This is a genomic window from Rhodococcus sp. 008, from assembly GCF_001682295.1.
Classification (GTDB): Bacteria; Actinomycetota; Actinomycetes; order Mycobacteriales; family Mycobacteriaceae; genus Rhodococcus_F; species Rhodococcus_F qingshengii.
Window position 1 is genome coordinate 4,564,607 of the sequence record NZ_CP012749.1, and the last position, 14,429, is coordinate 4,579,035.

The 14,429-nt window shown below is 62.8% G+C and carries 12 protein-coding genes; 11 read left to right on the forward strand and 1 reads right to left on the reverse strand.

What is annotated here, in order from left to right; all coding sequences use genetic code 11:
- Nucleotides 1–27: 27 nt before the first annotated feature.
- From mtrA to secA, 6 genes are all read left to right on the forward strand, one after another.
- Entirely contained in the window at nucleotides 28–705 is a 678-nt protein-coding gene (mtrA, locus tag AOT96_RS21190; protein WP_003941013.1) for an MtrAB system response regulator MtrA, read from the forward strand.
- Entirely contained in the window at nucleotides 702–2,441 is a 1,740-nt protein-coding gene (mtrB, locus tag AOT96_RS21195) for an MtrAB system histidine kinase MtrB (RefSeq protein ID WP_019747781.1), read from the forward strand. The genes mtrA and mtrB overlap by 4 nt, the downstream gene beginning before the upstream one ends.
- Nucleotides 2,438–4,216 (forward strand): MtrAB system accessory lipoprotein LpqB, encoded by a 1,779-nt coding sequence (gene lpqB, locus AOT96_RS21200; RefSeq protein ID WP_003940768.1) that lies wholly within the window; start codon nucleotides 2,438–2,440, stop codon nucleotides 4,214–4,216. Before mtrB ends, lpqB begins: the two co-directional genes overlap by 4 nt.
- A 33-nt stretch (nucleotides 4,217–4,249) precedes the next feature.
- A complete protein-coding gene (locus AOT96_RS21205; RefSeq protein ID WP_003940811.1) occupies nucleotides 4,250–4,981 on the forward strand; it encodes a ComF family protein in 732 nt (243 codons plus the stop codon).
- Nucleotides 4,982–5,156: 175 nt separating this feature from the next.
- The gene (hpf, locus tag AOT96_RS21210; protein WP_003940893.1) at nucleotides 5,157–5,837 is read left to right on the forward strand and encodes a ribosome hibernation-promoting factor, HPF/YfiA family; all 681 of its coding nucleotides are present in this window, start codon (nucleotides 5,157–5,159) and stop codon (nucleotides 5,835–5,837) included.
- Nucleotides 5,838–5,968: 131 nt separating this feature from the next.
- Nucleotides 5,969–8,812: a preprotein translocase subunit SecA gene (secA, locus tag AOT96_RS21215; RefSeq protein ID WP_065352227.1), complete on the forward strand. Its 2,844-nt coding sequence runs from the start codon at nucleotides 5,969–5,971 to the stop codon at nucleotides 8,810–8,812.
- 36 nt (nucleotides 8,813–8,848) lie between these two features.
- On the opposite strand, the gene AOT96_RS21220 is transcribed toward secA, so the two are convergent.
- A complete protein-coding gene (locus AOT96_RS21220; protein ID WP_231917277.1) occupies nucleotides 8,849–9,367 on the reverse strand; it encodes an Rv3235 family protein in 519 nt (172 codons plus the stop codon).
- 130 nt (nucleotides 9,368–9,497) lie between these two features.
- On the opposite strand from AOT96_RS21220, the gene AOT96_RS21225 reads away from it, so the two are divergent.
- The 5 genes from AOT96_RS21225 (at nucleotide 9,498) to AOT96_RS21245 (ending at nucleotide 14,348) form a co-directional block, all read left to right on the forward strand.
- Nucleotides 9,498–9,923, forward strand: coding sequence for an HAD-IA family hydrolase (locus AOT96_RS21225; protein WP_003940859.1), 426 nt, complete (start codon nucleotides 9,498–9,500; stop codon nucleotides 9,921–9,923).
- Entirely contained in the window at nucleotides 9,917–11,326 is a 1,410-nt protein-coding gene (locus tag AOT96_RS21230; RefSeq protein WP_007731194.1) for a WS/DGAT/MGAT family O-acyltransferase, read from the forward strand. Before AOT96_RS21225 ends, AOT96_RS21230 begins: the two co-directional genes overlap by 7 nt.
- Nucleotides 11,327–11,349: 23 nt before the next feature.
- Entirely contained in the window at nucleotides 11,350–11,850 is a 501-nt protein-coding gene (locus AOT96_RS21235; RefSeq protein WP_030535010.1) for a DUF6912 family protein, read from the forward strand.
- A 92-nt stretch (nucleotides 11,851–11,942) separates the two neighbouring features.
- Nucleotides 11,943–13,061, forward strand: coding sequence for a ferredoxin reductase (locus AOT96_RS21240; protein ID WP_003940928.1), 1,119 nt, complete (start codon nucleotides 11,943–11,945; stop codon nucleotides 13,059–13,061).
- Nucleotides 13,062–13,085: 24 nt separating this feature from the next.
- Nucleotides 13,086–14,348: a fatty acid desaturase family protein gene (locus AOT96_RS21245; protein WP_003940901.1), complete on the forward strand. Its 1,263-nt coding sequence runs from the start codon at nucleotides 13,086–13,088 to the stop codon at nucleotides 14,346–14,348.
- Nucleotides 14,349–14,429 lie beyond the last annotated feature (81 nt).

The window sequence follows — 14,429 nt, forward strand, 5'->3', positions numbered from 1 at the left end:
ATCGCTCCGAGATGCAACGATAGGGATATGAAACCAAGGATTCTGGTTGTCGACGACGACACGGCACTCGCCGAGATGCTCACGATCGTGCTGCGTGGTGAGGGTTTCGATCCCTACGTGGTAGGCGACGGAACCCTGGCGCTCGCGGCAGTGCGTGAGACCCGGCCCGACCTCGTCCTGCTCGATCTCATGCTTCCCGGAATGAACGGGATCGACGTATGCCGAGTTCTGCGTGCGGATTCCGGCGTGCCCATCGTGATGTTGACGGCCAAGACCGACACCGTCGACGTCGTACTCGGCCTCGAATCCGGTGCGGACGACTACATCATGAAGCCGTTCAAGCCGAAGGAGCTGGTGGCGCGGGTGCGTGCTCGCCTGCGCCGCACGGAAGAGGAGCCGGCCGAGCTGCTGAGCATCGCCGACATCGTGATCGACGTTCCGGCACACAAGGTCAGCCGCGGCAGCGAGCAGATCTCGCTCACACCACTCGAATTCGACCTGCTGGTCGCATTGGCGCGCAAGCCGCGCCAGGTGTTCACCCGTGAAGTCCTCCTCGAGCAGGTGTGGGGATACCGCCACGCCGCCGACACCCGCCTGGTGAACGTGCACGTTCAGCGTTTGCGCGCCAAGGTCGAAACTGATCCCGAGAATCCCGAAGTGGTTCTGACGGTCAGGGGGGTCGGCTACAAGGCCGGACCGCCGTGAGCGGAGTTTCCAGGTGGCGTCGTCGTCTCAACCGACGGCTGACGCCATTTCTGCGGTGGTGTCACTCGATGAGCAACACCCTCGCGCACACGTGGCGACGCTCGCTCCAATTGCGAGTGGTCGTCTCGACTTTGACGTTGTCCTTGATCGTCATCGTCATTCTCGGTGTCGTGCTGACCAGCCAGATCACCGATCGGCTGTTGGAAACGAAGATCACCGCGGCGACAGAGGAAATGGACCGAGCCCGCGGCATCGTCGAAGACCAACTCGCGGGCGTCGACGATTCGACGGCGCTCAACGTTCAATTGGAAAGCGCTGCATCCGGACTGACGAGCCGTCGAAACCAGACCTCGGGCCAGGCCTCCGGGTCGGCCGGCACCTTCGACCCGGTGCTCATCGTGCCAGGGGACGGGCCGCGCCAGCCGACGAGTTCGGGACCGGTCGATCAGATCCCCGACAACCTTCGCGAGTTCGTCAAACGCGGCCAGATCAGTTACCAATTCGCGACAGTGTCCAACCCGAACGGTTACTCCGGACCCGCGCTGATCATCGGTAGCCCCACCGCGTCGTCGATATCGGGACTCGAGCTGTATCTGATCTTCCCGCTCGCCAGCGAAGACCGAAGTCTGTCTCTTGTTCGAAGCACCCTGCTGATCGGTGGAGCCGTGTTGCTGGTGCTCTTGGCGGCGATTTCGCTGTTGGTTGCCAGACAGGTCGTGCTTCCCATCCGATCGGCCTCGCGAATCGCGGTGCGTTTCGCAGACGGCCGACTCAAGGAACGAATGCCGGTCCGCGGCGAGGACGACATGGCGCGCCTGGCCATGTCCTTCAACGAGATGGCCGAGAGTCTGTCCAAACAGATCACCCAGTTGGAGGAGTTCGGCAGCCTCCAGAAACGCTTCACCTCCGATGTCAGCCATGAACTGCGCACACCACTGACCACGGTCCGGATGGCCGCCGACCTGATCTACGACGGCAGCGAGAACCTCGACCCCATGCTGCGTCGGTCGTCGGAACTGCTTGTCGCCGAACTGGACAGGTTCGAAGGGCTACTGGCGGACCTCCTCGAGATCTCCCGCCACGACGCCGGTGTCGCGGAACTCGCGTCCGAACAACTCGACGTCCGTATGTGTGCGCGAGCGGCCGTTTCCACGGTTCGCCATCTCGCCCGCGAATCCGGCACCGAGCTGATCGTGGACATGCCTGACGAGCCGGTCATGGCAGATGTCGATCCGCGCCGCGTCGAACGCATCCTGCGAAATCTCCTTGCCAACGCCATCGACCACGGTGAGGGGAAGCCGATTCTGCTTCGCCTTCGCGCCGACGACAATGCCCTCGCCTTCATCGTCCGCGACAGTGGCGTCGGGTTGCGTCCGGGCGAGGAGAAGTTGGTCTTCAACCGGTTCTGGCGATCGGACCCGTCCCGTGTGCGCCGCAGTGGTGGCACCGGACTCGGCCTCGCAATCAGTGTCGAGGACGCGAATCTGCACGACGGCAAGCTCGAGGCCTGGGGCGAACCGGGAGTCGGAGCCTGCTTCCGGCTGACGCTCTCGCGCACCCGTGGCAAGAAAGTCGTGTCGAGTCCGCTGCCACTCAAGCCGACGACCACCAAATTCGTCCGCACGCCGAGCGAAGCCGACATCGTCGCCGACACCGTCGGCGAGGTCACATCGTCCTTGCCGACTCCGCGCGAATCGGACTCGCGGAACGAGTCCAACGGTGGGGATCGATCATGATCGGAACCCGCCGCCGTCTGGCACTTCTCGCAACAACGCTCAGCGTTCTGTTGCTGACCGGTGCATGCGCGAGTTTGCCGGAGTCCTCGTCGCCACAAGCAATCGGAACTCTGGCGACAGCCGTGCCCGGAACCTCCGTCGAATCACCGGCATCGGGGCGAGAGCCGGACCTGCTGGTACGTGACTTCGTCAAGGCGAGTACCGATCCGTCCAACCGGCACGCCGCAGCCCGTCAGTACCTGACCAAGGACGCTTCGGCGCGTTGGGACGACGCGGCAAGTGCTGTCATCGTCGACAAGGTCGATGTGCTCTCGGTTTCTCGAACCAGCACCGAAGCCGTCTACACGATTCGTGTGAACAAGGTCGGTCGCCTCGACCCGGGAGGACTGTACGTTCCCGAAGAGGGCAGTTTCGAAGCGAGGATGACCCTGGCGTTGACCGACGGCGAATGGCGGATCAGTGATCTGCCTCCCGGCGTGATCATGGAGCGTCCGCAGTTCCTCGGCGCTTACCAGCGGAAGTCGTTGTTCTTCCTCGACCCCACCAGCCAGACGGTCGTCCCCGATCTTCGCTGGATCTCCGGCGGGCAGGACCAGGTGGCGGCTCAGCTGATCGGTCTGATGATCGACGGACCGAAGGCAGCGCTGGCGCCGGCTGTGCGAAACGAACTGGGCAATGGCGTGTCGGTGATCGGTCCGATCACCAAGGCCGACGGTAAGCCGGGACAGGTCGGAGTCGGTCTCGGTGGTGTGCGCATCAACTTCCGCCTTGACAACCCGATGGATGCTGCTACTCGCGGTTTGTTTGCAGCACAGGTCATTTGGACGCTCGCCAACGCCGATGTGGCAGGGCCGTACGTTCTGGAGATCGACGGCGAACCGCTGGACGCGGCTCATGCCGACGGCTGGACCACCGCCGACGTCGCATCCACCAACCCACTGGCCACCACGAGTGCAACCGTCGGACTGCATGCACTGCGCAACGGTTCACTGGTGAGTGTCACCGAGCAAGAGGCGACTCCGGTGCCCGGTTTCGCGGGCAACGCGGGCAACCTCACGGCGGCTGCTCTCTCACGGGACGGCAAGTTGGTGGCAGCCGTCGCGGACACCGCTCGGCCGGATCCCGGCACAAGATTCGACTTGTCGCTCGGGACATACGGCGAAGGGTCCGTTCCGGTACTCGAAGGCAGCGCCATCACCAGGCCTTCGTGGGAGTTGGACAACAACGCGGTCTGGACGGCTGTGAACGGCAATACCGTCGTTCGGGTCGTCCGTGAACCAGGCACTGGCCGGGTGTCGGTCACCAACGTCGATGTCGGGGCCCTGACGTCGGTCGGTTCGACGATCTCGGAACTGCGTCTGTCGCGGGACGGCGTGCGAGCGGCGATGATCATCGACGGCAAGGTCTACCTGGCTGTGGTCGTGCGCACCGCCAGCGGGGTCTATGCCCTGACGAGTCCACGCGCAGTGGCCTCCGGCTTGGGCAGTACCGCGCTCTCACTCGACTGGAGCAACAGCGACACCATCGTGATCGCGCGCAGTGGAGCCGACATACCGGTCGTCCAGGTCGCGATCGACGGCTCACGAATGGACGCGCTGCCGAGTGGAAACCTGACCGCTCCCGTCACCTCCGTGGATGCGTCGCCGACCACCGAGTACGTCGCCGACGCGCGTGCGGTGTTCCAACTGAACAACAACGACCCCGCCGGGGATCGCCGCTGGCGTGAGGTGACCGTGCTGACCGGACAGAAGGCGATTCCGGTTCTGCCTGGCTGACGCCTCTGCGCTCTGGTGAATGTCTGCGCTCTGATGCATGTCGGTGCTCAGGTTCATGATTCGGCCATGGGGGACAAGAAATTCGGTGCCGGTCTGCTCGACCTGCTGTTGCCACGCGAGTGTGGTGGGTGCGGCCGCTCGGGGACTCTGTGGTGCGGTGAGTGCGCGGAACTGCTGCGCGATCATCCGCTTCAACTGAGTCCGCGCGTGGATCCGGGCGTGCCCGTCTGGGCACTCGGCCGCTACGACGGCCCCAGGCGGCGCAGTGTGATCGAGATGAAGGAACGGGGTCGTCGGGACCTCGCGATGCCTCTGGGGATCGCTGTGGCCGACGCGTTGGCCACTCTGGAACGGTGGGGCGAGCTCGGCAGCGGGGGTCGTCCGCCGATCGTGCTGGTGCCGGCTCCCACGCGCGCCCGAGCGGCGCGATCTCGCGGGGGTGATCCGGTTCGCCGGATAGCCGAAAGTATGCGCGGAAAGCGGGAAATTGGTTCTGTCGCGGGTCGTCCGGTACGTGTCTGTCCGATTCTCCGGATGACGCGAGGTGTACGTGACTCGGTGGGACTGTCCGCGGCCGACCGGGTGACCAACGTGAACGGTCATGTGTCTCTCGACACCACTGCGATCTCTTCGATTGCCGGGGACAGTGACATCGTCCTGCTCGACGACGTCCTCACCACGGGAGCGACTGCGGCAGAGTCGGTTCGGGCCCTCTCGCTCAGTGGGATTCGGACAACTCTCGTGCTTGTCCTTGCAGGGGCTTAGATGAATTTCGTTGGAACAGTGGCACTCGCGCGCGTTACGTACTAGCGTCGGCGGCACACCCGAAAATACTGGTAGGAGGTGGTACTTCGATACTGGTGCCGGGCGGATCCCCTCTCGGTACTTGCAGAATTTGCCGCCGCCCACCGTGGGGCGGGGCCGTAATTGGGAGGTACGAGTGACGACCCCTTCGCAAGCCTCGTTTTTCATCGAGGACGCCACCATCGAGCGTTCCGAGAATGCCGCAGCTCCGAGATCCGACGTCGTAGTCAAGGGACGAAATGTCGAGATCCCCGATCACTTCCGAATCTACGTTTCGGAAAAGCTGGCGCGACTCGAACACTTCGACCCCTCCATATTCCACTTCGACGTGGAACTCCAACATGAACGCAACCGACGACAGGCCAAGAGTTGCCAGCGCGTCGAGATCACCGCTCGAGGTAAAGGCCCGGTGGCCCGAGCCGAAGCGTCCGCAGACAGCTTCTACGCCGCCTTCGAATCGGTGATCGACAAGCTCGAGAGTCGCCTCCGTCGAACCAAGGACCGCAAGAAGGTCCATTACGGCGACAAGCGACCGGTGTCCGTCGCGGAGGCAACCGCCTCCCTCGTCGACGCAGACTCACTCGGAGTCACACCGGACATTTCGCTGAACGGTCAAGAGCCGGACGAGTACGACGGCCCGGGACGCGTGGTCCGCACGAAGGATCACCCGGCCGAGCCGATGACCATCGACGACGCTCTCTACGAGATGGAACTGGTCGGACACGACTTCTTTCTCTTCCATGACAAGGAGTCGGACAAGCCGTCCGTCGTCTACCGTCGTCACGCTTTCGACTACGGATTGATCCGCCTGACATGACCCAATCGGTGGTGGGTTTGCTCGCTCGCCGCCGGTAGCGCCTACCATGGAATCCGGCCGGAGTTTTCGGACCCCGGCCGGATTTTCAGTGTGTGACCCCCTGTCGCCGAAGATTGAGGACGAAGAAGACTGTGCCGTCGCTGTCGCTATCGAAGCTGCTCCGTGTTGGTGAAGGTCGCATGGTCAAGCGGCTCAAGCACATCGCCGAGCATGTGGAATCTCTGTCGCCCGATGTCGAAGGCCTGACAGACGAGCAACTCAAAGCCAAGACCACCGAGTTCCGTGAGCGCTATGCCGCCGGGGAAACTCTCGACGAGTTGCTGCCCGAGGCATTCTCGGTTGCCCGCGAGGCGTCGTGGCGCGTGATCGACCAGAAGCACTTCCACGTGCAGATCATGGGCGGCGCGGCCCTGCACTTCGGCAACGTCGCCGAGATGAAGACCGGTGAGGGCAAGACCCTGACCTGTGTTCTTCCGGCATACCTGAACGCGATCGCGGGTGACGGCGTCCACGTGGTGACGGTCAACGACTACCTCGCCAAGCGTGACTCCGAGTGGATGGGCCGCGTTCACCGCGCCCTCGGCCTCGAGACCAGCGTGATCCTCTCGGGTATGACGCCGGCCGAGCGCCGCGTCGCCTACGCAGCCGACATCACCTACGGCACCAACAACGAGTTCGGGTTCGACTACCTGCGCGACAACATGACGCATTCGTTGGACGACCTGGTCCAGCGTGGCCATGCGTTTGCCATCGTGGACGAGGTCGACTCGATCCTCATCGACGAAGCCCGAACCCCCCTCATCATCTCGGGCCCGGCCGACGGCTCCAGCAAGTGGTACAGCGAGTTCGCGCGCATCGCGCCGCTGCTGAAGAAGGACGTTCACTACGAGGTCGACATCCGCAAGCGCACCATCGGTGTGCACGAGGCGGGCGTCGAACTGGTCGAGGACCAGCTCGGTATCGACAACCTGTACGAAGCCGCGAATTCGCCGCTGGTGAGCTACTTGAACAACGCGATCAAGGCCAAGGAGCTCTACACCAAGGACAAGGACTACATCGTCCGCGACGGTGAGGTCATCATCGTCGACGAGTTCACCGGCCGCGTGCTGGTCGGCCGCCGCTACAACGAGGGCATGCACCAGGCGATCGAGGCCAAGGAGAAGGTGGAGATCAAGGCGGAGAACCAGACCCTTGCCACCATCACCCTGCAGAACTACTTCCGTCTGTACGACAAGTTGTCGGGCATGACGGGTACCGCCGAGACGGAAGCTGCCGAGCTTCACCAGACTTACACGCTCGGTGTGATCCCGATCCCGACCAACCGTCCGATGGTCCGAGTCGACAACGGCGACCTCATCTACAAGACCGAGGAAGCCAAGTTCGACGCGGTGGTCGACGACGTCGTCGAGCGCCACGAGAACGGCCAGCCCGTCCTGATCGGTACCACCAGCGTCGAGCGCTCGGAGTACCTGTCCAAGCAGTTCACCAAGCGCGGCGTTGCCCACAACGTCCTCAACGCCAAGTTCCACGAGAAGGAAGCGACCATCATCGCCGAGGCCGGTCGCTCCGGCGCGGTCACCGTCGCGACCAACATGGCCGGCCGCGGTACCGACGTCGTGCTCGGTGGTAACCCGGACATCATCGCGGACATCGCGCTGCGCAAGAAGGGCCTCGACCCGGTCACGACGCCGGACGAGTACGAGGCGGCTTGGGACGCAGTCCTGGACGAGGTCAAGGCTGAGGTCAAGGCAGACGCCGAGAAGGTCCGCGATGCCGGCGGCCTGTACGTCCTGGGCACCGAGCGTCACGAATCGCGCCGAATCGACAACCAGTTGCGTGGTCGTTCCGGACGTCAGGGTGATCCCGGCGAATCGCGGTTCTACCTCTCGCTCGGTGACGAGCTCATGCGCCGTTTCAACGGTTCGGCACTCGAGTCGATCATGACGCGCCTGAACCTGCCCGACGACGTCCCGATCGAAGCCAAAATGGTCTCGAAGGCCATCAAGAGCGCTCAGACCCAGGTGGAGCAGCAGAACTTCGAAATTCGCAAGAATGTCCTCAAGTACGACGAGGTCATGAACCAGCAGCGAACGGTCATCTACAAGGAGCGCCGCCAGATCCTCGAGGGTGAGGACATGGAAGGCCAGGTCGAGCAGATGATCACTGACGTGGTCACCGCCTACGTCGACGGTGCCACCGCCGAGGGATACGTCGAGGACTGGGATCTCGAGCAGCTGTGGACGGCGCTGAAGACGCTGTACCCGGTCGGCATCGATCACAAGACGTTGGCAGGGGAGGACGGCGCAGGCATCAACAGTGACCTGAGCCGTGACGACCTGCGAACCGCTTTGCTCGAAGACGCCCACGCGGCGTACAAGAAGCGCGAAGCCGAGATCGATGCGATCGCCGGCGAAAACGGTATGCGTGAACTCGAGCGTCGTGTCTTCCTCTCGGTCCTGGACCGTAAGTGGCGTGAGCATCTCTACGAGATGGATTACCTCAAGGAGGGAATCGGTCTGCGTGCGATGGCCCAGCGCGATCCGCTGGTCGAGTACCAGCGCGAGGGTTACGACATGTTCATCGGCATGCTCGACGGATTGAAGGAAGAGTCCGTCGGATTCCTCTTCAACCTGCAGGTCGAGGCAGCTCCGGCGCAGCCCGCAAGTGGAATTTCCGTCACCGCGGGCTCTGCCGCCGCGGCGTCCGCCACGGCGCCCAAGCCGCTCCCCACGCAGGAGGCTGCGGCCAGGGCAGCCGGAACTGCCGCCCCGACGGCGTTGCGCGCCAAGGGACTTGACGACGAAGGTCCGTCGCGTCTGACGTACACCGGCCCGGACGAGGACGGCAAGGCAAAGGCAACACGTGACTCGGCTGCCGACACCGGCGACGGTGCCGCCTCTCGTCGCGAACGTCGTGAAGCCGCACGGACGCAGTCGAAGAGCAATCGAGCTCCGAAGTCCAAGCGCAAGCGCTGAGGTATTAGCGCAGTCAGTACTCGGCAGGCTGGACGGTCACACCACGTGTAGTGCGGTGACCGTCCAGCCTGTTTCGTCTGTGTGGTCGATCCGGCCTGCGACGGCAAAAGTCTGCGTGCCTCGTGTGTACGTCGCACAGACTTCGGCGGTACTCTCCGACACTGCTTGAACGTGGGTGCGGTGAACGGCCGCGCCGCCCAGCTTCCGGGCCGAGAAATCCGAAGTGTAAAGTCTCGCAACAACTTCCAGGACGGACGGCGTCAACGCGCCCTTGAGTTGCCGTGGATTTCGTCGTCGGTCGACGGTTTCGAGAACCAGACGTAGTGATCGGTTCCAGAAGATGTCGGCACCTACCAGCCGCGGTTCCGGAGCGTGAGTGAACCCGGTACTGGGCGACGTTCCGTTGTGTGGCGTCTTTCGCGGGCGACGCAGCATCCGGTCTGTTCGGCACTGCGTTCGGTCTGGCCGGCACTGTGGCCGCGACAGCACGACGGTATGCGGGTGAGGCTCGAATTGCGGCGCCGGCTCGAGAACGATCTTGCAGTCCTGCTCCATGACATCCCCCCGGATGATCCTGCGTCCGAGACAGCTGTCTCGGACTTCGCTCCCCCGAGCGATGGTGAGAAGCATGACACGAATCGCTCGAGATGTCGCCGTGATCACCATCGCGACTTAGGGTGATGGCGTGCGGGGACTTCTGTTGGATGTCGGTGGCGTGCTGTTCGGTCCGGGATCGGATCTCGACGGCTTGAGCGCGGTCGTGCGCGCGGTGAAGGCCCGCGGAATCGTGACGGGAATCGTCAGCAACGATCCCGGCGGCGCCAGTGCTCAGTGGTTGCGGGATCTCGGCGACGGGGTCTTGGTCGACGACGTGATCTTGTCCGGTGATGTCGAGATGGCAAAGCCCGACGCCGAGATCTATCTGTTGGCAGCGAGTCGTTTGGGCGTCGAGCCGGAGGATTTCGTTTTCGTGGATGATCTCGAAATCAACGTCCGGGCGGCTGTGGCCGTCGGGATGGTCGGGGTCCATCACGTCGGCTCGGAATCGACCATCGAGGAGTTGTCGATTCTGTTCGATCTCGGCGAAGGAGGGGACACGAAGCCATGGTGAACAGACTGACGACTCAGGATGCCGCTTTCTACTTCCTCGAAGCCGGGACGACGCCGATGCATGTCGGCTCGTTGGGGATCTTCAGGCAACTGCGAAACGGGATCGATCACGAGGAGTTGCTTCGACTTGTCGAAGAGCGGCTCGGATCGGTTCCGCGGTACCGACAGAGAGTTCGCGAGGTGGCGTTCGGTCTGGCCCGCCCCGTCTGGGTGGACGACTCGGATTTCGACATCACCTATCACGTACGCCGATCTGCTCTGCCCAAACCAGGTTCCGACGAACAGCTGATGGATCTGATCGCGCGGCTGACGTCGAGACCACTCGACAGCACGAGGCCGTTGTGGGAGATGTACCTGGTCGAGGGGCTGACCAGAAACAGATTTGCCATCTTCACGAAGTCTCATTCGTCGTTGGTGGACGGCGAGGCGGCTCCAGAGATCAGTCAGGTGATCTTCGATCCGGAGAAGAATCGAGCGCCAGGCCCCGAAGAATTGTGGATGCCCGCCAGGCCGCCGAGCGATACCAGCTTGTTGGTCAGTGCACTGGCGGATCTCGTAACGAGCCCGGGGGAGGGGATCGCACGGGCGCGTGCAGCGTTCAACGACGTGACCACATCCGTCACCGAGGCTGTGAGTGCACTCGGGAAACTCGCGGAAGTGGTTCGAACGGCGACGCAGGTAGCCCCGTCGAGCCCGCTCAACGCCACCATTTCGCGCAATCGACGCCTTGCGGTGGCCAAGACGTCTCTGGAGGACTATCGACGTATTCGCGCGCGGTACGGGTGCGAGATCAACGACGTGATTCTGACCGTCATCGCAGGTGCGATGCGGAACTGGTTGCTCTCGCGCGGTGAACCGGTGACCGAGGCGACCATCGTGCGAGCGATGGTGCCCATGTCGGTCTACACCGACGGCCCGGAGAGTCCTGACGTCGACGATCCGCAAGCGCCCGGACATGTTTCCTCGTTCCTCATCGACCTGCCTGTCGGTGAACCCAACGCGGTGGTTCGGCTCTCGCACGTGGCCCATGCGACGGAGGCATTCGCGCGTCAGGGTCGGCGGGTCACCGCGCAGACGATGGTGCGAATGTCCGGGTTTGCGCCGGCGACGCTGCATGCGATGAGCTCCCGCGCGGCCAGTAGTCTGTCGCAGCGAATGTTCAACTTGATGATCACCAATGCGCCAGGGCCGCAATTTCCGCTTTACCTCGGTGGTGCTCGGATGCTCGAGATGTATCCCGTGTCGCCACTGCTCAAGAATCAGACACTCAGCATCGCCCTGACGTCGTACGACGGAAATGTCTACTACGGTTTGAATGCCGACCGTGACGCGATGTCGGACGTCGACGTCGTTCGTTCGCTGATCTTCGAGTCACTCGAGGAATTGACGGATGCGAGTCGGTGACGAACGAGCATGAAGGTGGTCTCATGAGGGTGTACGTACCGGCGACGGTCGAGATTTTGCAGCAGTTGGTCGCAGATCAGGAGTTCGACCCTATGAGCCGGACGGCTTTTGCGGTCACCCCGACTCTGCGTGAGTCGTACGCGGCGGGGGACGACGACGAGTTGGCCGAGGTCGCCATGGGTGAGGCTGCGCGTGCGTCGCTGCGACTGATCGCCGGAACCGAGGGTGACGTCACCTTCCGGCGTGCTGTCGTTGCCGCCGACGTCGACGATGCCGATGTGAAGTTACGGCCCGATCTCGACGATTCGGTAGTCCGATTGGCGGGTCCTGTCACGATGGCTCAGGTTGCATCTGTGCATGTCGACCTCGAACAGGCAGAATCGGACATCGAGCGCGCTGCTGGCATAGTCGACGCGGCGGATCTCGGTGACGCCGATGCCGAGTTCACGCTCGGTGACGCGGAGGACCACGAGTTGGCGTGGTACGCCGCGCAGGAGTTGCCGTTCTTGCTCGACCTGCTGTGAATGTGCTTACCGTGAAGTAACCTACGGTACCGTAACCTGATAACCTACGGTACCGTAGGCAGTGGGTTCGGAAGGTGAGAGGTGGAGGTCTGATGGGTCTGAAGGACTGGATCGAGGCACCGGCAGCGTCGGTAGTTCCGGCAGCGCGGTCGAAGCTCAATCTGCTTCGCGGTGCGGCGGCTCGGCTGACCACACCATTGCTTCCCGACGACTATCTGCACCTCGCGAATCCGTTGTGGTCCGCCCGCGAGCTGCGCGGCCAGATCGTCGAAGTCCGGCCCGAGACCACGGACTCGGCGACCATCGTCATCAAGCCGGGTTGGGGATTCGACTTCAACTACCAGCCGGGGCAGTACATCGGCATCGGTCTGCATATCGACGGCCGTTGGCATTGGCGGTCGTACTCACTTACCTCGCCTCCCAACTGGGAGAACAAGCGCATTTCCATCGCGGTCAAGGCCATGCCCGAGGGCTTTCTCTCGAGCCACCTCGTCAGCGGGGCCGTGCCGTCGGGAACCATCGTTCGACTGGCCACGCCTTCGGGCAACTTCGCGTTGCCGGATCCGCCACCGGAGAAGATCTTGTTCATCACCGCCGGCAGTGGCATCACTCCGGTCATGGGCATGTTGCGGACGATGAACCGGCGCGGTCAATTGCCCGACGTCATGCACATCCACTCGGCTCCGACGGAATCCGACGTGATGTTCGCCGACGAACTCACAGCACTGCACGCCGAGCACGAGGACTTCGTGAGCCACGTTCAACTCACGCGCCGTGACGGAAAGTTCAAACTCAGTTCTCTCGACACGGTCTGCCCCGACTGGCGCGAGCGCCACACCTGGGCGTGCGGACCCCTCCCGTTGCTCGACGAGCTCGAAGACGTCTGGAAGGCGGAAGGCATCGAGGATCGACTCCACATGGAGCGGTTCGCCGTATCGCGCATCGATGCTTCGGCCGACGGTGGCACGGTCACGTTCGAGAAGTCGGGTAAGACGATCACCGTCGACGGTGCGACGACGCTTCTGGAGGCGGGCGAGCAGTCCGGTGCCTTGATGCCGTTCGGTTGCCGCATGGGCATCTGCCAGACGTGTGTCGTACCTCTCGTTGCCGGCCACGCGATCGATCTACGCTCGGGGAAACAGCACGCGGAGGGCGAGCGCATCCAGACGTGCATCTCCGCCGCCGCCGGCGACTGTACGCTGGACGCATAGCTTCTAGGCACACGGAGGACCACGGTGGCCATCACCGATATCAAAGAGTTTTCGCACCTCACCGAGGCCGATGTCGAAGCTCTCGGACGTGAACTCGATCAGATTCGACTCGACATCGAAGACTCTCGTGGGATCCGGGACGCCCGCTACATTCGTCGCGTCATTCGCGTCCAGCGGGCGTTGGAGCTCGGCGGGCGTATCGCACTGTTCGGCAGTCGGTACCGACCGGCATGGTTGGTCGGCACGACCCTGCTGAGCCTGTCGAAGATCATCGAGAACATGGAGCTCGGGCATAACGTCATGCACGGGCAATGGGACTGGATGAACGATCCCGAGATTCACTCCGTCTCGTGGGAGTGGGATCAGACCGGTCCTTCCGAGCATTGGAAGCGCGCCCACAACTACCAGCACCACACGTACACCAACGTCGTCGGTATGGACGAGGATCTCGGTTTCGGGATTCTGCGTATGACTCGTGACGAGCCGTGGAAGCCGATCAACCTCTTCCAGCCGATCGCCAACGTGATCTTGGCGGCCACGTTCGAGTGGGGCATCGCGCTGCACGACCTCACGGCGGCAGCCGAGTTGGAGGGCGCGGAAAAGGGGCAGCTGAACTCGCAGGCGAACAAAGACTTCGCGCGCAAGATCTTTCGTCAGGTGGGCAAGGACTTCATCTTGTTCCCGGCGCTGACGGGGCCGGCGTGGAAGTCGACCATGTCGGCCAATGCGACCGCGAACCTCGTGCGCAACCTGTGGGCGTACGTCGTCATCTTCTGTGGCCACTTCCCGGACGGTGCCGAGAAGTTCACTGTTGCCGAATTCGAGCAGGAGACTCGTCACGAGTGGTACCTGCGCCAGATGCTCGGTAGTGCGAACTTCAATTCCGGCAAGCTCATGGGACTCATGAGCGGCAATCTGAGCTACCAGATCGAGCACCACGTGTTTCCTGATCTGCCGAGTAACCGCTATCCCGAAATCGCTGTGAAGATGCGTGCATTGTGCGAGAAGTTCGATCTCCCGTACACCACCGGTTCGCTCTTCAAGCAGTATCTTCTGGCTCTGCGCACCATCCACAAGTTGGCTTTGCCGGACAAGTGGCTGACCGCAACCTCGGACAATGCTCCGGAAACGTCTTCGGAACTGCGGTTCCGCGACTCGGGATTCCGGGACGCAGCCATGGCGATGGTCGAGGACCTTCGTACCGATCCGATCACCGGTAAGCGTCTCGGTTTGTTGACCGCACTCAAGTCACAGGCCCGTTCCCGCATGCCGAAGCGTCGGAAGTGATATAGGTTACATCGGGAAAAACCTAACCTACGGTGCCGTAAGTTACGCTACAGTAGGTGCAGTTGATCTGAACGATTCGAA